Consider the following 22,006-nt stretch of genomic DNA (forward strand, 5'->3'; position numbering starts at 1 on the left):
GGTGCAAGTTTCTGCTCTATAGAGTGACTTAAGCCAACTCTAACGTAAGTTGAAGGGTTACGGGGTATAGCGCAGTCTGGTAGCGCGCCTGCTTTGGGAGCAGGATGTCGGGGGTTCGAATCCCTCTACCCCGACCAAATTTTTGTAGTTATACTTATTTTTAATCATTAAAACTGATGATTTATTATATCAATTAAGTAAGACGGATATCTTAGTATTATTTTTAGCCTTATTAAAACGCTCAAGGATACAACAACTTACATAAGCACATTATAGAAATTAGTTTTAGATTTTAGGAAACAGGCCTTGTTATTTAAACTTTTATTATAAGATAATAATTTTCAGGAAAGCGCCTGTAGCTCATCTGGATAGAGCATCGGCCTTCTAAGCCGAGGGTAGCAGGTTCGAGTCCTGCCAGGCGCACCAATTCCCAAATTCTTTATGTTTAATGGTGGACGTAGCTCAGTTGGTAGAGCCCCGGATTGTGATTCCGGTTGTCGTGGGTTCGATCCCCATCGTTCACCCCATTTTTGGGGCCGTTAGCTCAGCTGGTAGAGCAGTAGACTCTTAATCTATTGGTCGATGGTTCGATCCCATCACGGCCCACCAGATAAATCAAAGACTTACATCACTCAAAAAATTTTCCTAAATATCACTGCGCGACATTTGCGCGAGCTGTATCTACAAGGTTGTTATTTTTTCTTAAAACCATTAAATGTCTCCCCATGGTACATACCTTATTAGCGGCATGAATAAGATTACCTAACTCAGCTGCCGAATAATGTGTGGTTACACTTCTCGTTTTATGTCCTAACAAAACTTGTCTATCTTCATAACAAACTTCAGCTGAACGTAGTCGATAACCAAAAGTGTGTTTTAAATCATGCACCCTAACTTGAGGTAGATTTGCACGTAGACGTGCTTTTTTCCAAGCCGAATTTAACATTCGAGTAATAGGTTTTCTTCGAAAAGTGAATACATACTCAGAATGTTCTCCTCTTACTTCCTCAATAATAGCTAAAGCATTTCTATTTAAAACAACCAAACGCTTTTCACGATTTTTAACTTCAGCGGCAGGAATAATAAAAACTGAACCTTCAGGTATTCTGATTTCCCATTTCCATTTCAAATGGCAAATTTCATGATCACGACAACCTGTATTGACAGCAAACAAAGCCATGCGTTTTAAATGCAAAGGTAATTCGCTAAAAAGCCTAGCCTGTTCATCAATCTGTAATGGATACGGTTCTCTCTTGTCAATTTCACGAAGCAATTTTATTTTAGGTGCTTTATGCAACCAACTTAAATTGTGCTCATCTTTCCATTCTTGCTCTGCTAAATTTAAAATATGTCTCACAACTTGTAAGCCACAATTAATCGTCCGTCTTTTTACTCCTTCAAGTTTACGTTTTTTTATATAGCTTCTTAAATTATCCATATGAACTAAATCAAGCGATAAATCACCAATGTATTTATCTAAAGTTTTTAAATAAATAGCATCAACATGTAGACTCGATTTATCTTTTTCTAATAAATATTTAGTTGCAGCCTCTCTAAAAGTTCGCTTCGGTCTCACCCCATAAACACTGGCTTTACGAACCTGCTCAAGCCGATGAACTAAATAGCGTTCGGCTTCTTCGAGAGAACTTGATCCAGTGCTTTCTGAAATGCGGCGTCCGTTGACTTTTTTGTTAATGTGCCATATGTTCCCGCGTTTAACGAGTCCTGGCATTTTTTTTCTTCCCATATTGGTCTCCCCTTTAATGGAGGACGACCCTTACATTGCTTATAATCGTCCAACCATGCGTCTAAATCAAGTCGATCAAATGCAATTCCTATTTCTCCAATTGGAATTGTCACTAAATAGGGTCTTACTTCTTCATTAAATCGGTGTCGATCCATTCCTAAATAATTGGGAGCATCACGTAAACGGAGTAACCGAGGTTGCATTGTTTGTTCTCCTTTTTGTTTTTTTATTAAACAAATTTTACTTCATAAAAATGTCCACATGTGGACATTTTTTTTATTTAAAATATACACACACTAAAAATAATAAAAAGGAATCATATGCAAGAAATATTAATTAGAAGTGCAATTAAATTTTTTGGAAGTATTTCAGAAATGGCAAAAAATCTCAAAATTAGCCGACAAAGTATTTATCGTTATCTTGAAGGGCAGCCAATTGATCCTGATGTTGCTTCGCTTATCGAAAAAGCAACTAAGGGTAAAATCAAATTTAAAAAACTTATTCCTTGGAGAAGCAAATTCTATACAGAACTTGATGATTTTCCTTGTTCCCTTGTTAAAACACATTTAAACAAAATTATTTTTCCTGCAGATATATTTAGTTTTCTTCATCAAAAAGGCTTACCTCTATCTGATTATCGCCCAATTTGTGTCGATGAAAATCTTCATCTTATTTATGGTTTAGAGCATATTGAAGCTGCTAAAAAATGGTGGAAAAAATCAGTATTTTCTTGGCATATATCACTAGAAGATTTACGAAATAAAAAATATGAAGTTCATTATTTAATTAAAACCTTTAATTTAATTGAACGAATGGCTATTAGAAATGCCTTAGAAAAATTTATTGGAAAACGTCAAGGAAGAAGGACTGATCTTGATGAACTTGTGAATCTTCCTCCACAAGTTCAAGGAATTAAAACAAGAGATTTTGTTGCTGATGCACTTGGGTTTGGTAGTGATTATGTTTGCAGAATGCTTAATAAAATCTTCCGACACGGTAGCCGTACACTAATCCTACAAGTTCTAGAAGGAAAAATATCAATTTCTAAAGCAGGTGAAATCGCTGAATATTTATATAACAAACAAAAAAGTATTCGAGTTGTAAAAAAAAGGAAACAAACAATCAATAACGATGATTACAAGATTAGAAAAAATAATTTAACCAAATCATTCGATTTCTTATCCCAATTTAATAAATAATCAATAATAAAGGAGCACTTTGCATGAATACTTCTCAACTTCCTTATTCCTTACAAGCAGAGCAAGCGGTATTGGGCGGACTGATACTTGATAATATAACTTGGTCTGGTATTAGCGAACATTTAGTATCCAAGGATTTTTATCAATTAGAACATCAAATTTTATTTGATCAAATTATAAAGAAGATAAAGAAAGGAGAAAAAGTTGATGTCTTAACTTTAAGTGAGGCTGTTAAAACAATCCCGGAGTTAAAAGAAATAAAAGGTGACATTTATGTAATGGAGTTAATGAAAACAACCTTTAGTACATCGAATATTGGTGCTTATGTCGATATTATTAAGGAACATTCGAATCGTCGTCAATTAATTGAGATAGGACAGCTTTTAAATGATTATGTTACTCATAAAAATTCTAAGGAAACTTTAGTTTGGCTAGAAAATAAAATTCAACAGTTAAATGTGACGCTCTCTCCAGAAAATAAATTGCAGTTAATTACGTTAATTGACTTTCTAACGCTGAATATTGCTCAACGTGAGCTTATTTTATCTCCTTGGCTACCGAAGCAAGGATTAGCCATGCTCTATGCAAAACGCGGTGTGGGTAAAACACATGTGGCTTTAAATATTGCCTATACTGTGGCTAGTGGAGGTTCTTTTTTAGGTTGGAAAGCAGATAAACCCTGTTCGGTTTTGTATCTTGATGGTGAAATGCCAGCGGCAACTATGCAAGAGAGGCTGGCTTCTATCGTAATATCCCATGAAAAAGAAGCACAAGCTCCTTTTACTATTCTTACTCCCGATATCCAAAATAGAGGAATGCCTGACCTATCTACATTAGAAGGACAGCAAGCACTAGAACCTTTTCTAAAGGATGTTGAATTTATTGTGGTGGATAATATTTCAACTTTATGCCGAACTGGAAAAGAAAATGAGGCTGAAGGTTGGATATTAGTGCAAGCTTGGGCTTTGCGCATGCGTTCAGAGGGCCGTTCTGTTCTCTTTGTTCATCATGCAGCAAAGAATGGCAATGCACGTGGGACGAGTAAACGAGAGGATGTATTAGATACTGTCATTGTTTTAAAACATCCTAATGATTACGATCCGAGTGAAGGGGCTAGTTTTGAAATTCATTTTGAAAAAGCACGTTCATTTTGTGGTGAATCGGCACAACCTTTATTAGTCAAACTACACACAGAATATAACAAGCAAGTGTGGGAATTAAAAACTTTAGAGAAATCAACCTTTGAAAAGGTTATTGATTTGGCTAATCAAGGGTTTAAACAACATGAGATTGTTTTAGATTTAGGTATTAGCAAATCAAAAGCCAGTCGTTATTTTAAAAAAGCAAAGGAAGAAGGATGCATTGTGCATGCTTAATCATGCTGCGAATAGGCCAAAGTTGCAAGTTGCATTTCCTAAGGGGTGCAACTCGCAACTCTTGGCTCATTTTGGAGAAAAATATGAAACAAAACAATGCGACTTTTAGTGCTAAGGCCTTAGCTTATAAGACTTTAAAGCGAAATACCTCTGAAACTTTTTCTGCAAAGCTGTGGATAAATAATGCAACTTTTATCCCTAAAAAATCACCTCAAAAGTTGCGGCCTGATAAGCCCTATTTTGGTTTAGAGATTGACCAATTAAAAACCCTTGCAGCTGATGATTGGGATGAAGTGAAAGATAATCCAGCGATGTTAAAAGCAATGATCGAAACCTATCTCATGCTCAAAGGGTTAGATCCCGAAATACCTTCTGCTATTTACACTAAAACAGTGGATTGTCAAAACTGTGGCGAAGTAAAAACTTGGGCTAGCTGTCCCTACGATACAGTTCCTTGTTGCCAATGGTGTTTAGTGAATAATGATTTGAACTGGGATAAATAAAAAGGAGAAGCCGAGATGTTTATGAAAAAACTATTCCAACACATTCGATGTTATCGAATGAGATTGAAAAGAAAGGAACAGGAAAACCAACGATTAAAAGATAAAAACACCCGATTAGCTAAGCTTCTTGATATTAAGAGAGGTATCAAATGAAGTGCCTTAATCCAAGCTGTAATTACTTTAAAACCAGAGCTATAGATTCATTTGAACTCAAGAAAGGTCATTTAACCCGAAGAAGACGCTATTGCTTTAAATGCCAGGTACGTTATACCACGCTTGAAATTCCTATTTACATAGGAGCAGTTAATAAAGATTCCCTTTATGCTTTGAAGCAAGTTATCAACTATTTTTCAGGTAATGATCCCTATGCTCAATGGTCGAAATTATTTAGATTTGACAACACTGACCCCCATATAAGCCATTCGCAAAATAATTAAAAACAATAGATAATATTAATGCATTATTTTTTTATAATGCTTCCTGCAATTCTATATCCTGTAATCTCTATAATTAATAAGACGGAAAAAGCTAATCTTTGAATGAGTAAACTACCTAATGGTTTAACGATTAAACAAACCAAATTTTGCCAAAACTATAGCATCCCTCCTCATAATGCGACTCAAGCGGCTATTTCTGCCGGTTATTCTCCGCATATTGCTAAAACGATCGGCCATCGATTAAAAAAGAATCCGAAGGTACAAGACTATTTAAAATCCTTACAGTCTGATTTGGAGAGTCAAATGATTGTAAATTATGAATGGAAACTTAATAAATTAAAGCAGGTTGTTGAAGCTTTTATAGAGAATAAAGAAGACTTAAGTCCCCATAAAGTAAATAGTGCCATCCAAGCAATCAGTGAGATGAATAAGATGCAGGGCCACTACTCAGCAGAAAAACATGTCAACTTTAATATAAAAACTGATCCTGATCTCCAACAATTAGAAGATCTTATTAAACAACATGCTAAGGACTATTGATAATAAAGATTCTTTAATAACAAAAGCTACACTGTGGGGATCATTATTATTATTCACAAAAGTATTTTATCAATTACGCACAGGACGTAAATTTAGCGTTTCTCAGCCGACTTGTCGTGAACCTCATGTCATCACCCTCTGTCGAGCCTTAACGCAGACGCTAGAGGGTGAAATGCCGCTTCTTTTGATTAATATTCCACCACGTTATGGAAAGACCGAATTACTGATTCATTTTGTAGCGTGGTGTCTATCGCGTTATCCCGATTCACAGTTTCTTTATGTTTCCTATTCACATTCACTTGCTAAGAAACAAACGCAGACTATTCGTCAAATTATGACATTGCCGCAGTATAAGAAATTATTTGGTGTGCATTTGTCAGATGTATCGAGTGCCAAAGATAATTTCGAAACCACTCAAGGAGGTTGCGTATTTGCAGCCGGTAGTGGTGGAACGATTACTGGTAGAGGCGCTGGATTACAGAATGTCGATCGTTTCTCAGGCGCAATTATTATCGATGATATTCATAAGCCCGATGAAGTCACGAGTGATGTCATGCGTGAAGGCGTTATTGATTGGTACTACAACACCTTACAAAGCCGTGTGAATGCTCCGGGTAAAACACCCATTATCTTTATTGGCCAACGCTTACACGAAGCGGATTTACCCAGTCACTTCATTCAAACCCAATCCTGGGAAACACTGATTTTACCGGCTTTAGATTCAGCCGGTAATGCCTTAAATCCTTTGATGCACAATGAAAAGCAATTATTAAAATTTCAAGCTGAGAGACCTTATGAGTTTGCTGCACAATATCAACAAGATCCACAACCCACAGGAGGCGGCATCTTTAAACCGGAATGGTTTTATTTATTAGATGAAGAACCTGATTTTTTAGCGACATTCATTACGGTGGATACCGCTGAAACGGATAAAACTTACAATGATGCGACGGTATTTAGTTTTTGGGGTTTATATCACATAAAGAACGAAACAGCAGAAACAGACATATTGGGTCTACATTGGATTGATTGTGTCGAACTGCACATTGAGCCTAAAGATCTCGAAAATGAGTTACGTCATTTTTATACGATCGCCAATCGGCATAAAGTAAAACCTAACTGCATTGCGATTGAAAAGAAATCTACGGGTGTGACTTTACTTTCATTCCTTAAAAGCTGGCGTGGTATTGAGGTTCGGGAAATTGAACGTTCGGTTAAATCAGGTAATAAAATTACTCGCTATTTAGAAATACAACCGATTATTGCTAACCAGAGAGTTTCTTTACCGCGTAATGGTAAGCATACCGAAGCTTGTATTACTCACTGTAAAAAAATTACCGCTAACAACACCCATCGTTTTGATGATATTGCCGATACTTTGTATGATGGTATTAAACTTGGATTAATTGAACAGTCTATTCTTTTCTCAAGACGCCATCATGATGACGTGAATCGTGTTGTCTCTACATTAGCTGATCGTTTTCAACAGCTTAATCAGTTAAGAGAAGAGCGTTTATGGTAGATCAATTAACGGTTATCAAGAAGAATATTGAAAAGAGCTGTGAATATTTTCAAGAAAATGTAAAACGATTTAATTATTTTCGCCAGTTTGTCTTTCAATCCTCTCTTTCAGAAGCTGACAAGGCAGTCTTACATGAAGCCAATAAACCTATCCTAGAGTTTAATAGCTTAGAAGCCTTTATTTCACGGTTAAGAGGTGAATTTTCTAAACAAGAGCCTTCCATTGCAGTACGTCTATTAGATCAGAGTGGACTCGATCCTAACTTACCCCTAATTCTAGAAGGTCATCTGCGATCAATCTTTGATGAAGCGAATCACAATGGTTGCTCTTATGAAGTCTATACCGATATCTTAAGTGGTGGTTTTAGTGCCATGAAGGTTTGGACTGAGTATCAACATGAGAAAAGCTTTGATCAAGTGATTAAAATAGGCAGGGTCTTTGATCCCACTTTAGTGGGCTTTGATCCTTTGGCGGCATTACCGCACAAAGGCGATGGTCGGTATTGTTTTGAGCTGATTCCAAAAACCAAAGAAGAATTTCAAAAAGAATATCCTGATATTGATCTATCGACATTAAAGTTCTCCTCAAATTTAAAAGGTTTTAATTGGTCTTACCAAAACCAGCAAGAAAAAATTCTATTATTGTGTGATTACTATGTAAAAAAGAAGAAATCCAAGAAGTTATTACGTTTAAGTAATGGACATACCTTATTATCTGAAGATTATAAAAAACTAAAGCACTATTGGCAGGAAATAGGTAGGCTCGATCAGATCCCAACGATCATAGAAGAACGCAGCACTTCATTAGAAACCATTAATCGCTATCGCTTGATTGAATCTACTGTATTAAGCCATGAGGAGACCAGTTATCAGTTTTTACCCATCGTTTATGTCGATGGAAATTCAATACGTTTAAGCAACCATGGGCAAACTAAGCAAGTAACCCGTCCTTATGTCTATCATGCAGTTGGGAATCAGAAGTTAAAAAACTTTGCCGGTCAATGTCTCGCGAATGAACTTGAAAACATGGTGATGCACAAATGGAAAGTCGCTGCTGAAGCGATACCTGAAAAATATTTAGAAGCCTACATCAATCCTCAAAAAGCCAGTGTCCTAGTGTATAACGCCTTTCAAGAAGGTAGCCAAGGAACGATTCCGTTGCCTCCACCGCAAGAAGTGGGACGTGTTAGTGCACCGCCAGAGATCATACAGACCTTTACGAGTAGCGATGCCACCATGCAATCCATCTTAGGATCCTATGATGCATCATTAGGCATTAACAACAATCAATTAAGTGGAGTCGCCATTGTAGAAGGTGCTACGCAATCCAATGCAGCAGCAATGCCTTATGTGGTGAGTTTCTTACAGTCCTTGAATCAAGTTGCACAAATCATTATTGATCTCATTCCAAAATACTATGTGACTTCAAGGACCTTGCCTATTACTTATCCGGATGGTAAACGCGGTTATGCATTTATCAATCAACAAGGAGGCATCGATCTTAAATATCGCAGTGAACAATTAGAAGTATCAGTGAGTGCCGGCGTTAATTTTGCTATCCAAAAATCCAGAGCCTTACAGCAAATTATCGCTTTGATGCAAGCCTCTCCCTTGTTTGCTCAGTTTATTAATACCGAAGGTTTACCGATCCTATTAGATAATCTCGAGATACGAGGAATTGACCAACTGAAAGCTCAAACTGAAAACTTCGTCCAACAATTAAAATCTCAGCAACAGCAACAAATGAACCAACCTAACCCGCTACAAGAGAAAATAAACCTAGAAAAAAGCAAGCTAGCCGCACAGCTACAAGAAAATCAATTACAACACCTTCATAAAACTGTGGAATTGAACTTAACCAAAGATTCCATCGATACCAATCGTATGAAACTGATGGCTGATATACAAATGGCTCATAATCAAAATCTTGTCCAACTCGAAAAAGCTCAGACCGAACGTTTAGCCAAAGAAATTGAGTGGGTGATGAAAAAAAGCTAAATAGATGATTTAACATTTATTTAATATTGGAGAATTAAACTTTAGGCAAGTTTTTATAAAGAGTAAAAAAATGCCTAGAGCACCACTCCCTCCTATAGCTCCTTTTTTATATGCCGAAGAAATGCATGGATTGATCGAAGAGAAAAAATCACGTAGGGAGAATTTGAATATATTTGTACTTTCTGCCGAAGAGTATGGAATGACTAGTTATAATAGTGAACTCAGTATTTTTTTTAAATTACTTTCAAAAAATATTAATGATCCTAGAATTCCTTCTCGTTTTCAACTGGCTATAGAATGTCAAGGTCATTGGTTTTGTGTAGATTGTTATATTAAAAATAATCAGCTTTATTTACTCATTCTTGATGCGTCAGTACTCGATGGCAGTGCTGAGTTAATAAAAAACAGCACCCAACATTTAAATCCCGTAATTTTTTTCTATAGAGGAATTCAAATACAATACGATTTTGAGCGTTGCTCATTTTTTACCTTAGATCATCTTTTTCGCTTATCTAATAGAAATCAGCATTGGAATGATTTGCTTAATTTTAATTTTGCTGAACCAGGGAATATTACTTATTTTGATCACGAGTCTTGCCCAAGTTCTTTAGCCTTTATTTTTAAAAACATGCAATCTTTTAAAAGTTTAGATAAATTATCCCCTTCATTAAAAAACAGTTTCATTAATAAGCATAAAATAACTCTAGATCAATTTATTACAGAAAATAGTAGATCACGAGTTTTCATGGGGGTTGAAGATAAAATAAATGCAGGAATTTTGTTGAAGGAAAAAAAATACATGGAAAGAGGCCATCCTTTCTTTAAGCCAGCAAATTATAGAAAAATGGCTTCAAACAGACAAGGATTTGAAGTTATTGCCGGAGAAGTAGGAGCATTAATAAATGAATTAATTAAGCATAAAGGGAAAATTTACTTGAAAACCTTAATAAAAGAAAATGAAATCCTTATAAAGGATAACATAAGAAATTTTCTAGATGTTGCCATTTACTATGGCTTAAATAATTTTCTTGTTCTTTTAATAGAGCGGAAATTATTAAACAAAGCGCTTATTACCACTTCTGATATCTATAGTTTGATGAATAAGGATATAAATATATTTAAAACTATTTTTGAGCATGTTAAGAATTCATTAGATTATACCGATATTTTAGAAATAGGAATAAAAATAAGTTCGCAAGGAAATAGTCAATTTAAACAATATTTCGCATCTATGTCTTTTGAAAAAGCAGATCCATATCCTCCTATTTTCTTACCTTTTTAAAAACATTAAAACTACAACTGACTCCCCTATAATGGACTCGCTATTTATATTTTGTAGCTAGATAATAGGCCTATACCTAAAAGTATTTATTAAGCTTCCCTAGTTAGCGGGCTTATAGGTTTATTGTCAGAGGAAATAAGAATAAATGAGTGAAAATCTAATACCGGAAAATCTACCAAAACCTGAATCAACCCTTGAAACTGAATCGATAGTATCTGTTGAATCCATACCGCAATCCGTTATAGAACAAATAAAATATGAAGCGAGTGAACAAGATAAATTAGTCGAGCCGCATGCAAATAATTCTGTTTCTACATCGACTTCAACGTCGTTAACGACAGAAGATGTACACAATATAATTGCAAATCATACCACTCAACAAGCGAATGAATGGCAGGCACAACAAATCGCACAGCAGTTTTTAGGTAAATTAACCGCAGCCAAAGATAAATATCCTGATTTTGAAGAAACATTAGCAAATCTTGAAGTGCATAAATTTCCTGAAGTGGTGCAACTCGCTAATAATTTTGATAATACCGCAGATATTATGTATGAACTCGCTAAAAATCCGAGTAAAGCTGTCATATTGAAACAATGTGCTCAAATAAATCCGAATCTTGCAACGGTAGAGTTACGACGCTTATCGGATTCCATTAAACAAAATCAACAAGACCATCCTTCAAATCGATCTCCGCTCAATCAATTAAAACCTTCCACCACCAAAACAGGTAACGGTCATTTATCACTGCGTGAATTAAAAGAAGATCCGCGTTTTATTTTTTGATTCCAGAACTTTTTTGCTTAGTAAATAATAATAAAGGATAACCATGAGTATAAATGTGTTAGAAAGCGTTGCTACGCTTCAAGAAGATGCATTAGCCCTCTTTCAAAATAGAAATTGCTTTATTCAAACGGCTAATACAAAATTTATCGATTTTGAAAAGACTATCGGGAATTTAGGTAATGAGATTAACCTAGAATTACCTTTTCGATTTATTACCAATGATTCGCTCGTTTCAAAAATACAACCACTTATTCAACGGCATACAAAGTTAATCACGGATAAAAAGCGTAATGTTGCCTATGCAATGAGTGCTGAAGAGATGATTTATCACTTTAATAGTAATCGCGACAGAATAGGTAAATCCGCTATCGCCGAATTATCTGCCTATGTAGAAAAAAATATTGCTTCTCGCATACCAGATTTTACGTATCGATTTTATGGTGATGGTAAAACAACGTTTAGTGGCATCGAAGATTTAGAAAAAATGCTTATTTTGTTTCGTGAAATGGGTATTCCTTCTCCATCTCTTAACTGTTATGTCAGCGATCTTTATTTATTGAAAGCACGCAGTGGCATGTTAAATCAATTTACACCGATTCGTAATGATGCCTTAGCGCGTCGATATGAAATCGGTGAATACAATTACACAAAATTTTATCGTAGTAATATGCTTGCCATTCATGAAGCAGGTGCTATTGGCCAAAAAGGTATTATTCTAACGGTTGATGGAACAGACGATCCTTCCGGTAAAAATATAACGCAATTAAAGCTATCGGGTGATTTTGAACCAGGAAGTATCGCTTATAAAAAAGGTGATCTAATTCAATTTGAAGATAATATTCCCAATATTCCTGATGTTCGTTATCTCACCTTTGTAGGTCATGCGCCTTCGAGTTGTCCCGTGCAATGTCGTGTTGCTAATAATGCAACCGCGCCTGATAAAGGACCCATTACCATTAATATAGAGCCTAGCTTATGTGCTGACTCGAGCATTTCGAATTGGAATATTACAACCAACATTGTAAAAGGCATGAAAATAAAAACTATGCCAAGTCACAAATCAGGATTATTAATTGGTGATAATGCCTTTTATATTGCGATGCCGAAATTACCGGCCGAACGACCTAATGATTCAGTGAGTAAATACGATCCCGATACCGGAGTCGCGATACGAGTAACCTATGGCACAACAGCGGGGACAGATGTATTTGGTTTTCATTATGGAGCTTTGTGGGGAACCTTGATGGTTCCTGACTATGCTATGCGTATTTTATTTCCTGTTATTTAGAAGGTAATAGCGAATGCGAGCAACGGAATTAATCACTAAAGCCTGGACTTTATCCGGCATCGTTGCAGCACAGGCAGAAACGGTGAGTGGCGATCAATTAAAAGAAGGACTTGAGCACCTCAATGATTTTTTGGCCTTGCAAAGTGCTAATTCTCGAATGATTCCATATACGCAAGTTCAAGAGTTAAGCTGTGTTCCCCATGAGGAAAAGTTGTTTGTTAAACACTTGATTGCTTTAGATACCTTAACCCTGAGTGAAGCAGAACCCCGTAGTTTTTTATTGCAACCATTACCGTTATTAGGTAGAAAGGAATATTTTAAGCAGGCTTATCCAGAATTTTTACAGCCACGGTTTTATCATTTAGAAAGAACCAAAGGCGGAAGCTTTTTGTTTTTAAGCCCTACGCCCGATAAACCGTATTCACTAAAACTCATCGGAAAATTTGCTTTAACCGAAGTTGATTATAATGATGATTTTAGTCTATTTTATGATCGTGATTATCTTCTCTATCTTCGTTATGGCTTAGCCGACGCGCTTTGTGATCTTTATAACCATCCTTTTGCAGGGAAAATTAAGTTAAGAGAATTAGAAAAAAAATTGCTGGATACATCCCCCCTTGATCTCAGTGTAGAAAAGATTTCAATGTTTAGAACATGAAACAGCTCCCTGTTGTTATGGTAGGCGGTAATGGTTTTGGCCGTTATCCGAAAATATCTGCTGAACAAACCTTTAATATGCTCGTGAGTGATGATTTTTTAGTTCCCTTTGCCGGTTATAAAAAGGTATTAGCCATTGCCGAAAAAGGATCGGGGCGCGGATTATTTAACAGTGTCCGTTTTAATCATTTAATTGCTGTCATCGATAATGGCGTCTATATCATCGGCCGAACCTTATATGCACAACGCATTGGTAGTTTAGAAACCTTTACAGGCGATGTATTAATTGCTGAAAACGAAAAAGAGGAGATTGCGATCTGTGATCAAAAAGATATATTTATTTTTAATGTCCGTGATTCAACGTTTAAAAAAGCGGAATTAGACTTTGTTCCGGGTTTTATTGCATACCATAACGGCCGTTTCCTAGCACCCGATAGTGAGCATGCCGAGTGGAGGCTCTGTGATGAGGAAAATAGTTTACATTGGCCGGCAGATAGCAGTCATGTCGGTGAATTCCAAACCAAAGCCGACAATCCCTTAGCGGTGATTCCTTTACCAGGGCGTGGCAATACGCTCTTTGTTATGGGATCGATAGTCACTGAATGTTGGTCGGATATCGGTTTAAACTTATTTCCCTATCAACGCGCTTCCAGTTTTAACATTGATTATGGCTGTTTAAATCCAGCAACCATTGCAAGCAGCGATGAATTTGTTGTTTGGTTAGGCCGTAATGAGAAATCGGGACCTGTCATTATGTTAAGTAATGGCGGCGCGATTCAACAAATCTCCACCGAAGGAATTAACTTTAAATTTTCCCAGTTAAAAAACCCAAATAATGCCTATGGTTTTTTATTCAAACAAGATGGTCATTTGATTTATCAAATTACTTTTCCAGAAGATAACTTAACCTATGCCTATGATTTTAATACTCAACTCTTTTTTACATTGACCAATGAAGCCATGGATGCACACATTGCTAAAAAGGCTGTTTATTTTAATGGCAGCTATTATTTTATTAGTTTTATTGACGGTCATGTGTATGAATTAAATTCTCGCTATACCGAAGCCGATGGCAAAGAAATTCCAAGAATTAGAATAACGCCGCCTATTCGCTCTTTAGATAATGGTTTTTTTACGATACAACGATTGTTACTTCACCTTGAACAAGGCCATAACCAAACAGTACAACGCGTAGATTTATCCTTATCCAAAGATGGGGGAATTAGCTTTAGTTCGACTCTATCCAAAATCCTAAACCCTTTAGCGCATCGACAAAATCATTTGAGTTGGTGGCAGTTAGGACGCACTAATGATCTCACTTTACAATGTCGCTTCTGGGGACAGGATCGTTTTGTGGTAGGCAATGGGCTCTTGAGTATCACATGAAGATTCCAAATTTACCGCAGGAAAAACCGATTAATGAACAAGGACAATGGACCGCCGCTTGGAGTTTATGGTTACAACAACTCACCAGTTTATTGCAAACCCATTTATCCGATGAAGGTTTTCAGTTGCCTTTAAAATCGACTTCCATCATTACCCAATTAAATCAAGCAAATAAAACCGGCACATTAATCTATGATGCGAATACTCAACAATTCAAAGGCAATGTTAAGGGTCAATTTAAAGTCATTCAATTGGATTAAGCGATGAGTGTTTTTGGTGATATTGGAAACTTTTTATGGGGTGGTAATGATGCTAATCAAGCGAGTAGTTATTACAACCAAATACCGGATATCTTAAAGCAGTATTTAAAACCTTATGTTGATAGAGGTAATGCGGTTTATCCGCAATTACAAGAGCAATACGACAATTTATTAAAGGATCCCGGTAATTTTTTAAATAAACTCGGTCAAGGCTACCACGAATCTCCAGGCTATCAATTTCAATTGAATCAAACACTTAATGCAGGTAATCGAGCTGCTGCAGCAAAAGGGATGTTAGGTAGTCCGATGCAGCAACAACAAGCTCAGCAATCAGCCAGTCAATTGGCCAATCAAGATTTCAATAGCTACTTAAGTCATGTTTTAGGTTTATATGGACAGGGTTTAGCAGGTAAACAAAACATTTATAACATGGGCTTTGGTGCTTCTAATAATTTAGGCGAAAACTTAAGTAATGCATTAATGTCACAAGGCAATTTAGCGTATTCCACGGCTGCCAATCAAAACCAATCCAATCAACAATTATTAGGAATGCTATTGGGATTGGCGGGTGGATTTTTATAGAAAAAAATAGAAAAACATAATGGCGATACCCGTTCAACAGTTTCCCATTTTATCTTCTGCGCAGGCTAATCCCTTAGGAAGAGGTTTGGCTACTGGCCAAAACTTAGCTCAACACTTTATTCAAAATCATTTTCTAAAAACCAATGAACAAGAGAATTTACAGAAACAACAATTAGCCAATGCCTTATCACACATCCAATTACAGTTTGCGCCAGAAACCATGCAAACCAAGCTGGCCTATCAATCAGCACAAATACCCTATTTGCAGGCTCAAACAGAAAAAACCAAACAAGCAACGCAATTAGCACCGTTAGATGCACTGATAAAAGCTCAGCAAGCCTCTCAAATCGGATCCCGTTTTGGTGGAGCCTATCAAATGGCGAGGGCTTTACAAGCAATGGCGCCGGCGGCACGGCAAATTTGGATCGCACAAAACCAAGATCACTATAATCAAATGCTAGTGGATTTAGGGAATCAAACTAATAGTAACTTTATTAACCCTGAATTATTAAAAAGATATTTACCTGAACTGAATAATAATTCTCCTAGAACTTTATCTCCTCGCTTTTCACAACAAACGTCGGACAATATTCGCCAAACCCAATTAGCCAATCAACTCTCTGCAAATAATGTCTTAACAACACCTGCAACACGCAGACAATATGAAGGCGGAATTCAAGTTGAAGGAATCTTTAATGATCCCAGCTTTCAGTCACAAGCACAAAACGCAAGTCTTTATGCCGGTGCAACCGGTAAAGGAAAAGCCGCATTAGCGGCATTGTCACAAACGAATCCCAAAGCCTATGAAGATTATATTGCTTTCAAACGTCAAACCTTACCGTTGATTGAAAGCCGCATTAAAACCTTGGATCAAATGGGTGCCACCGATGCCCAACGTAAGATACTTGAAAATATGTTCGATAAAACAGCGGATGCCTTAACCTCTAATCCCCAGCAATTTATCCTGCAACTTAATCAACTCGGTAAAACCTTAAATTTAGTCGCACGATCGGTACAAACTGCAGCATCCCCTTTAACACCGATGCAGCGTATTAAAGCATTTAATCCTATTCAAGATGCATCTAAAACCATCAATGGTAAAACCTATCATAAGATTCAAGGGCAGTGGTATGAACAATGAAACCTGTCAATGATCCTGACGTGTTAAAACAATTAGAAAGTAAGTCAAATTCTAATTTCGAAATAAATCAGCACAATCCCGTTTTTAATTTTTTGGCAGGGGCCGGTGGTGCATTACAAAATAGTTTAGCGAATTTACCTTACAGTCCTGTTCATCATGCGCCTTCTTCACAAGGATTATCAGGAAAGATAGGTGATATTGCTGGAAATTTATTAGGTTTCGTCGGCGGGGGTGAAGCACTGAATGCCGCTCGTGCGGCCAGTGAAGGTTTGCCATTTGTGGGCCAACTCGCTAAATCACTCGGTGGCGAAGGTTTACCCGGTATTGCAAGAAGATTGTTAGGAACTTCAATGGCAGGTGCTTTGGAAAATCCTAACGATAGAATGGAAGGTGCTACAAAAGGTGCGTTATGGGCAGGCGTGGGTGAATCGGTTCCACTCGCATTAAAAGGAATTCATCAGGCAGCAGAATTTATTCATCCACAAGCTTTTACCAACAAACTGGTTGCCTCGCTTAAAAATGCTTATGAAAACAGTAAAGCAGAAGCCACAAAACGGTATGGACAGGTTTTAGGAAACATTGGATCTGAAAAAATAAAGGCTCAAACCTATCCTCAGTTACATCAAGATATTTTGACGGCCTTTGACGCCAAACTAAAAGATTTGCATCAAGATTTTACAAATAATTCTAGTTTGGAAAAAGCACATCAACTACAAAGCCAATTAGGTTCTAAAATAGGACAATTATCAACGAGTAAACATATTGATATTCATACGCATAATGCGATAACTCATTTAAAGCAAGCGCGGGCTGCTTTACAAACGGATATAAACAGCTTTCTACAACAAACGCATCCTGATTTATTTAATCAATACCAACAAGCCACCCGATTTTACAAAAATACAGTGATTCCGTATCACGCAGAAAATTTTATCTCGAAAATAGCACAAGGGGATATCAAAACCGCTGCACCGAAAAAATTAAATAATGTTTTAATGACTCTGTCTGAAAAAGCATCGTTACCTTCGGATCACACTTTGCAAACGGCGCATAAACAACTTGAGAACAAAATGAATCGCGGAAAAATGACCAGCCAATTAGCCAGTTTATTAGCCGGTGCAGGTTTGGGTGAATTAACGCATCCCGGTGGTTTCGGTGCACTCGGGGGGTTAATAGGTGGGGGTGCTGCGCATCATTACGTATTACCTAAGTTACTTGATCTGGCAGCGAATCCCTATGCGACTCAACAAGTAAAAAATTTAAAACTCCCGTATCAATTACTCATGAAAAGTTTAATTGCCAATCAACTTAATCCTAATAATAAGGAAGCATTATGAATCTAGATCCACGTTATGTCGTAGCTCCCGCACTGGAACAAGCTTATATCGATAAAAAATCAGGCTTACCGTTAGCTAATGGCATCATTACTTTTTATCAAGATAAACAACGCACGGTACTAAAACCTATCTTTACTTTGAGTAATGATCCCGTGCACACGTATGTTGCATTACCCAATCCATTGCGCTTAAGTGCTGTTGGTACTGTACAAGATGCCAATGGAAATAATGTATTGCCTTATTATTTTCCCTTTGATGAACAAGGAAATGTTGAGCTTTATTATATTACCGTAGAAAGTATGGATGGCCAGTTACAATTTACCCGTGAAGCGTGGCCTAGTATATCCATCGAACAAAATAACAATGAAAGGGATTTAATTAATTTAATCCCTAATGGTCAGTTTTTATTACATAACACTATTCCAGCTCAAGAAAATAGAGTTATTGGTGAGATTAACCAAGCAATCACTTATCTCGCACCAGGTGGGTGGACTTTTCAGAGACCAGAATATTCTACCGCTAAAGATTTAGTGGTTTTTGAACGCTTTGGATCCAGTGTAAATAATCCTTCGGGTTATCCTCGTTATGCCATTCGGATTGAAAATCAACTGCCCTGTGCAGGTGATCTATTCAAAGATTTAAGAATAAGCTTTGGTAATGTGAATCGTTTTGCTTCTAATACGGAAGCTTATACCTTTTCATTTGCCGCACAAACCAATACCGGGAATACGTTAACCGCAACACTCTTATTAATCAAAAACTATGGTCAGGGAGGAAGCCCCTTAGAAGAAAAAATCATCAAGACGATTACCATAAATGCTGCTTATTCGATGATGACTATTCCTTTTATTTTTGGAGAAAACCAAAATAAAACTTTGAGTCTAAAGGATGATGATAGCGTTACTATTGCACTGCGCTTTCCTACCAACAGTGTATTTGATGTGTCGTTAACGGATTTTATGTTGAGTAAGGGTAATAATATCATCACTGATTATTCGCAAATAACTGATAACCAAGTCATTAGTCAAAGTCTAGCGGGAAATCCCATACCTGCGCTCGATGGTTCAGATCATTATCTACCGGTTTATTTTAGTAAAACAGGATTTATATTTTATGATGGCGATATTGGTAAGATTTACTCAGCGGCTTATCCTAAACCGAGTCCAGGAGAATTATTATGTGATGGCAGCCGTTATTTAAGTACAGGTATCTCTCCTGATGAAATTCCTTATTCAAGGCTTGCTAAAAAATTATGGGATGATGAATTAAATTATTATCGTTATGGAACCGGTGCTAATTTTGTAACCGCTGTACTTGATTCGCAGCAAGCAAGAATACGGCTTACCACCAATCAACCAGGTTCTGCTATCGCATCAACTGCGGGTACATCCGGTTTTACGATAACACCGGTTGTGACTGGAAATAATTATTATGTCCAAGCGTTGGCTGGAAGAGATTCTAATAAGATTATCTGCAAGGGAAGTATTATCGGCGCTACACCAGCTCCTGATGCCAAGACCAGTGGGTTTACTTTAAATGATTTACGAAACTCAGCGGCTACCAATCATTTGTTTCAAATTGTATGCACTGACAGTAAAAATTTAGCCGGTCAATGGTTACAATTTTCAACGACGAATGTCACTTATTATGTTTGGTTTACGGTTGATGGTCAGGGTATTGATCCAAAACCCTCCTCATTAAACGGAATAAAGTTAGCGCTTTTTTCAACACAGACTGCCAATGAGGTGGCCTCCTGTTTAGCTGAAACTTTAAATGGTCATCAAATGACTTTAATAAAAACTAATGAGGCCAGCCAAATTAAACCTGGCAGTTATTGGACTTTTGCAACCACTACACCCGAAAACTTTTATGTTTGGTATCGAAAGAATAAGCAAGGATCCGATCCAAAAGCAGATGGAACCGGTATCGTCGTTGATATTCAAGAAAGTGATACGGCAGAAAAAATTACTCAAAAAACAATGCGTGCAATAAACCAAGCTTATTTTGCGGTACCGGATTTACGCGGTGTTTTTTTAAGAGGTTGGGATAAGGATAAAAAAATAGATACCGGTGATCGATTTTTTAATTATGGGCAAGGCCTTATTACAAACACGATTGGAGCATTCGAATTGGATGAAATACTGAGTCATAACCATTCTTTTACAACAGGTTATGAAGATGGTCCGAGAAGTCAAACAACAATGACTGAAAAATGCTATCACGGTACTTATCCCAGCAGTTCTTACGTTGACTATCACGGTGGCAATGAATCAAGACCTCTCAATACTGCAGTTAATTTTGTTATTAAATATTAAATAAACTTTATGATAAAAAAAATACTATTAATCTTAACGTTAGGAATCATGATCGGCTGGATAGCCAGCTGTGCTTGGAAAGCGCCTTTACAAGAGATCAATGTACCTGTTTGGCCTGATGCACATTTTCAAGCGGAATAACTTCAAAAAAACCGAGGATGGGTTGTTGTTGGATCAGGCGAGACTGTCTTGTCTTCTGAATCGATGTAGGTACTAGTTCGTTTTAAAAGTATTTCCAGTATTTTTTTATTCTCAGCTTGTTCTGCTTCTATTTCAGTTTGTTTTGCCTTTATTTCTGCATGTTGCGCTTCGACTTCTGCATATTGCGCTTCGACTGCTGCCTGTCTTGCTTCTATCTCTGCATGTTTTGTTTCTATTCTGTGAAACCTTTTATTAAGCTCTTCTCTAAATATTATGAGGTCTTGTTCGAGCTTCTCTCTTAGCTTAGCTAGCTCTAATTCCCAGGATGGAACACATTGTTTTAAGATGACTAAACCGTGATTCAATCTATCGAGTGAGGCTTCAACTAATAGTTGAAAATTTTGAAACAATTCTGTTTTTATTCGAACGATTATTTCATCTCCACCTGACCTATCAGGATGAAATAATAAACTACTATGTCGAAAGAAATAGGTAAATCGATTTTGTAAATGATCCGACCAATTTAACATTTCCCTATAGTTAACTCGTTTATGTTTTGTTTCATAGACTAGCCGTTCATAGTCAGACAATAAGGGGTCAATTAATCCTTCTAAACTTTGTAAACACTGCTGTAAAAAAGACTGAATTTCTTTATAGGGAGGTGGATTTTCTTTTAACAGCTCTTTTAAGAGATGTTGTTTAAATGCTAACCATTCATTGACTGAACTTAATGGAGAACTAAGATCAGCGCCTAAAGAGGGACTAATAACTCTCTCAACTACCGCCGGACTAACAGAAACTAAGTCTTGACAGGAATTTTCTTCACTGGCTTTAACAGGTTGGCACCAATGCTGAAAATAATTTCTCAGTACCTTTCCAAGCTCTGAATATTCGTCTTCTAACTTTCGTTGTATGGAGGCTCGATCACAGCCTTCAGGTAATTCCTTTAAATGACGATCCAATAACTTTAAAAAAAACCGTTGTCTTTTTTCTTCATGTTGAGCCAATAGAACATCAAAGTTTTTATTCATCCATTCAACATTCCCTATATAACCTTCAAGACGTTGTTCTAAAACTGAATGATCCCGTTTTAATTCACGCATAAACAAGTTTACAAGACGTTGCTCAGGCGCATACAGTATCAAACTCCGTTCGGAGAGTGGATTTTCCTGATGAATACGCTGAAAGGAAAGACAACGCTGATAATAAGAATAAATAACTATCCGATTATTAATGTCGGTAAATAAACGTAATAACCAGCGTCGCCAAAAAGGCTTTTGCCAATACAAAGCAATTTGTTGTTGTAACTCATCCGGTGTTTTTCTACAGAGTCTTAAATTCTCTAAATCCTCTTGCTCGCGTAGCCATAAAGGATTGTCTTTGCTGAGCTGCGGGGAGATTTGAATAAAACCTCCCCATTTTACGCCCCACCACCAGGACATCCATTCAAAGGGTTTACAGGCAAGTTGTCTACCTAAGTCTTCGATTAACATCACCAGCACCCTCCTTAAC

The 22,006-nt window shown here is 36.9% G+C and carries 20 protein-coding genes and 4 tRNA genes; 22 read left to right on the forward strand and 2 right to left on the reverse strand.

The window, feature by feature from the left end:
- The first annotated feature begins 60 nt into the window (after nucleotides 1–60).
- The 4 genes from AACL18_RS06990 (at nucleotide 61) to AACL18_RS07005 (ending at nucleotide 609) form a co-directional block, all read left to right on the forward strand.
- Nucleotides 61–137, forward strand: a tRNA-Pro gene (locus AACL18_RS06990).
- 212 nt (nucleotides 138–349) lie between these two features.
- Nucleotides 350–426, forward strand: a tRNA-Arg gene (locus AACL18_RS06995).
- A gap of 25 nt (nucleotides 427–451) precedes the next feature.
- Nucleotides 452–527: transfer RNA gene (locus tag AACL18_RS07000), tRNA-His, on the forward strand.
- A gap of 6 nt (nucleotides 528–533) precedes the next feature.
- Nucleotides 534–609: transfer RNA gene (locus AACL18_RS07005), tRNA-Lys, on the forward strand.
- A 43-nt stretch (nucleotides 610–652) separates the two neighbouring features.
- Here the strand turns inward: AACL18_RS07005 and AACL18_RS07010 are convergent.
- Complete coding sequence (locus tag AACL18_RS07010) at nucleotides 653–1,747, reverse strand: tyrosine-type recombinase/integrase (RefSeq protein WP_339050221.1); 1,095 nt, start codon at nucleotides 1,745–1,747, stop codon at nucleotides 653–655.
- A gap of 320 nt (nucleotides 1,748–2,067) precedes the next feature.
- Between AACL18_RS07010 and AACL18_RS07015 the strand changes: the two genes are divergently transcribed.
- The 18 genes from AACL18_RS07015 to AACL18_RS07100 all read left to right on the forward strand — a co-directional run bounded on the left by AACL18_RS07015 (nucleotide 2,068) and on the right by AACL18_RS07100 (nucleotide 20,494).
- Nucleotides 2,068–2,946, forward strand: a complete 879-nt coding sequence (locus tag AACL18_RS07015; protein ID WP_339050222.1) for a Cro/CI family transcriptional regulator — start codon at nucleotides 2,068–2,070, stop codon at nucleotides 2,944–2,946.
- A 23-nt stretch (nucleotides 2,947–2,969) separates the two neighbouring features.
- Nucleotides 2,970–4,322 (forward strand): AAA family ATPase, encoded by a 1,353-nt coding sequence (locus AACL18_RS07020; protein WP_339050223.1) that lies wholly within the window; start codon nucleotides 2,970–2,972, stop codon nucleotides 4,320–4,322.
- A gap of 83 nt (nucleotides 4,323–4,405) precedes the next feature.
- On the forward strand, nucleotides 4,406–4,825 hold the full coding sequence (locus AACL18_RS07025) for a hypothetical protein (protein ID WP_339050224.1): 420 nt from the start codon (nucleotides 4,406–4,408) through the stop codon (nucleotides 4,823–4,825).
- Between the two features lie 149 nt (nucleotides 4,826–4,974).
- Entirely contained in the window at nucleotides 4,975–5,262 is a 288-nt protein-coding gene (locus AACL18_RS07030; RefSeq protein WP_339050226.1) for a hypothetical protein, read from the forward strand.
- A 102-nt stretch (nucleotides 5,263–5,364) separates the two neighbouring features.
- Nucleotides 5,365–5,802 (forward strand): terminase small subunit, encoded by a 438-nt coding sequence (locus AACL18_RS07035; protein WP_339050227.1) that lies wholly within the window; start codon nucleotides 5,365–5,367, stop codon nucleotides 5,800–5,802.
- Complete coding sequence (locus tag AACL18_RS07040) at nucleotides 5,786–7,324, forward strand: hypothetical protein (protein ID WP_339050229.1); 1,539 nt, start codon at nucleotides 5,786–5,788, stop codon at nucleotides 7,322–7,324. The genes AACL18_RS07035 and AACL18_RS07040 overlap by 17 nt, the downstream gene beginning before the upstream one ends.
- A complete protein-coding gene (locus tag AACL18_RS07045) occupies nucleotides 7,318–9,321 on the forward strand; it encodes a hypothetical protein (protein ID WP_339050231.1) in 2,004 nt (667 codons plus the stop codon). The genes AACL18_RS07040 and AACL18_RS07045 overlap by 7 nt, the downstream gene beginning before the upstream one ends.
- Before the next feature lie 130 nt (nucleotides 9,322–9,451).
- On the forward strand, nucleotides 9,452–10,603 hold the full coding sequence (locus AACL18_RS07050) for a hypothetical protein (protein WP_339050232.1): 1,152 nt from the start codon (nucleotides 9,452–9,454) through the stop codon (nucleotides 10,601–10,603).
- 145 nt (nucleotides 10,604–10,748) lie between these two features.
- Nucleotides 10,749–11,387, forward strand: coding sequence for a hypothetical protein (locus AACL18_RS07055; RefSeq protein ID WP_339050233.1), 639 nt, complete (start codon nucleotides 10,749–10,751; stop codon nucleotides 11,385–11,387).
- Nucleotides 11,388–11,430: 43 nt separating this feature from the next.
- Nucleotides 11,431–12,675, forward strand: coding sequence for a hypothetical protein (locus AACL18_RS07060; RefSeq protein ID WP_339050234.1), 1,245 nt, complete (start codon nucleotides 11,431–11,433; stop codon nucleotides 12,673–12,675).
- 13 nt (nucleotides 12,676–12,688) lie between these two features.
- Nucleotides 12,689–13,333, forward strand: a complete 645-nt coding sequence (locus AACL18_RS07065) for a hypothetical protein (protein ID WP_339050235.1) — start codon at nucleotides 12,689–12,691, stop codon at nucleotides 13,331–13,333.
- Entirely contained in the window at nucleotides 13,330–14,718 is a 1,389-nt protein-coding gene (locus AACL18_RS07070; RefSeq protein ID WP_339050236.1) for a hypothetical protein, read from the forward strand. The genes AACL18_RS07065 and AACL18_RS07070 overlap by 4 nt, the downstream gene beginning before the upstream one ends.
- Nucleotides 14,715–14,978, forward strand: coding sequence for a hypothetical protein (locus tag AACL18_RS07075; protein WP_339050237.1), 264 nt, complete (start codon nucleotides 14,715–14,717; stop codon nucleotides 14,976–14,978). Before AACL18_RS07070 ends, AACL18_RS07075 begins: the two co-directional genes overlap by 4 nt.
- Before the next feature lie 3 nt (nucleotides 14,979–14,981).
- The gene (locus AACL18_RS07080; protein ID WP_339050238.1) at nucleotides 14,982–15,560 is read left to right on the forward strand and encodes a hypothetical protein; all 579 of its coding nucleotides are present in this window, start codon (nucleotides 14,982–14,984) and stop codon (nucleotides 15,558–15,560) included.
- A gap of 19 nt (nucleotides 15,561–15,579) precedes the next feature.
- Nucleotides 15,580–16,701 (forward strand): hypothetical protein, encoded by a 1,122-nt coding sequence (locus tag AACL18_RS07085; protein ID WP_339050239.1) that lies wholly within the window; start codon nucleotides 15,580–15,582, stop codon nucleotides 16,699–16,701.
- Nucleotides 16,698–18,038 (forward strand): hypothetical protein, encoded by a 1,341-nt coding sequence (locus tag AACL18_RS07090; protein WP_339050240.1) that lies wholly within the window; start codon nucleotides 16,698–16,700, stop codon nucleotides 18,036–18,038. The genes AACL18_RS07085 and AACL18_RS07090 overlap by 4 nt, the downstream gene beginning before the upstream one ends.
- A complete protein-coding gene (locus AACL18_RS07095; RefSeq protein WP_339050241.1) occupies nucleotides 18,035–20,353 on the forward strand; it encodes a hypothetical protein in 2,319 nt (772 codons plus the stop codon). Before AACL18_RS07090 ends, AACL18_RS07095 begins: the two co-directional genes overlap by 4 nt.
- A gap of 9 nt (nucleotides 20,354–20,362) precedes the next feature.
- A complete protein-coding gene (locus AACL18_RS07100; protein WP_339050243.1) occupies nucleotides 20,363–20,494 on the forward strand; it encodes a hypothetical protein in 132 nt (43 codons plus the stop codon).
- Between the two features lie 2 nt (nucleotides 20,495–20,496).
- Here AACL18_RS07100 and AACL18_RS07105 read toward each other — a convergent pair whose 3' ends face one another.
- The gene (locus AACL18_RS07105) at nucleotides 20,497–21,987 is read right to left on the reverse strand and encodes a hypothetical protein (protein ID WP_339050244.1); all 1,491 of its coding nucleotides are present in this window, start codon (nucleotides 21,985–21,987) and stop codon (nucleotides 20,497–20,499) included.
- Nucleotides 21,988–22,006 lie beyond the last annotated feature (19 nt).

The sequence above is a fragment of the Rickettsiella endosymbiont of Xylota segnis genome (genome assembly GCF_964019545.1).
GTDB lineage: Bacteria > Pseudomonadota > Gammaproteobacteria > Diplorickettsiales > Diplorickettsiaceae > Aquirickettsiella.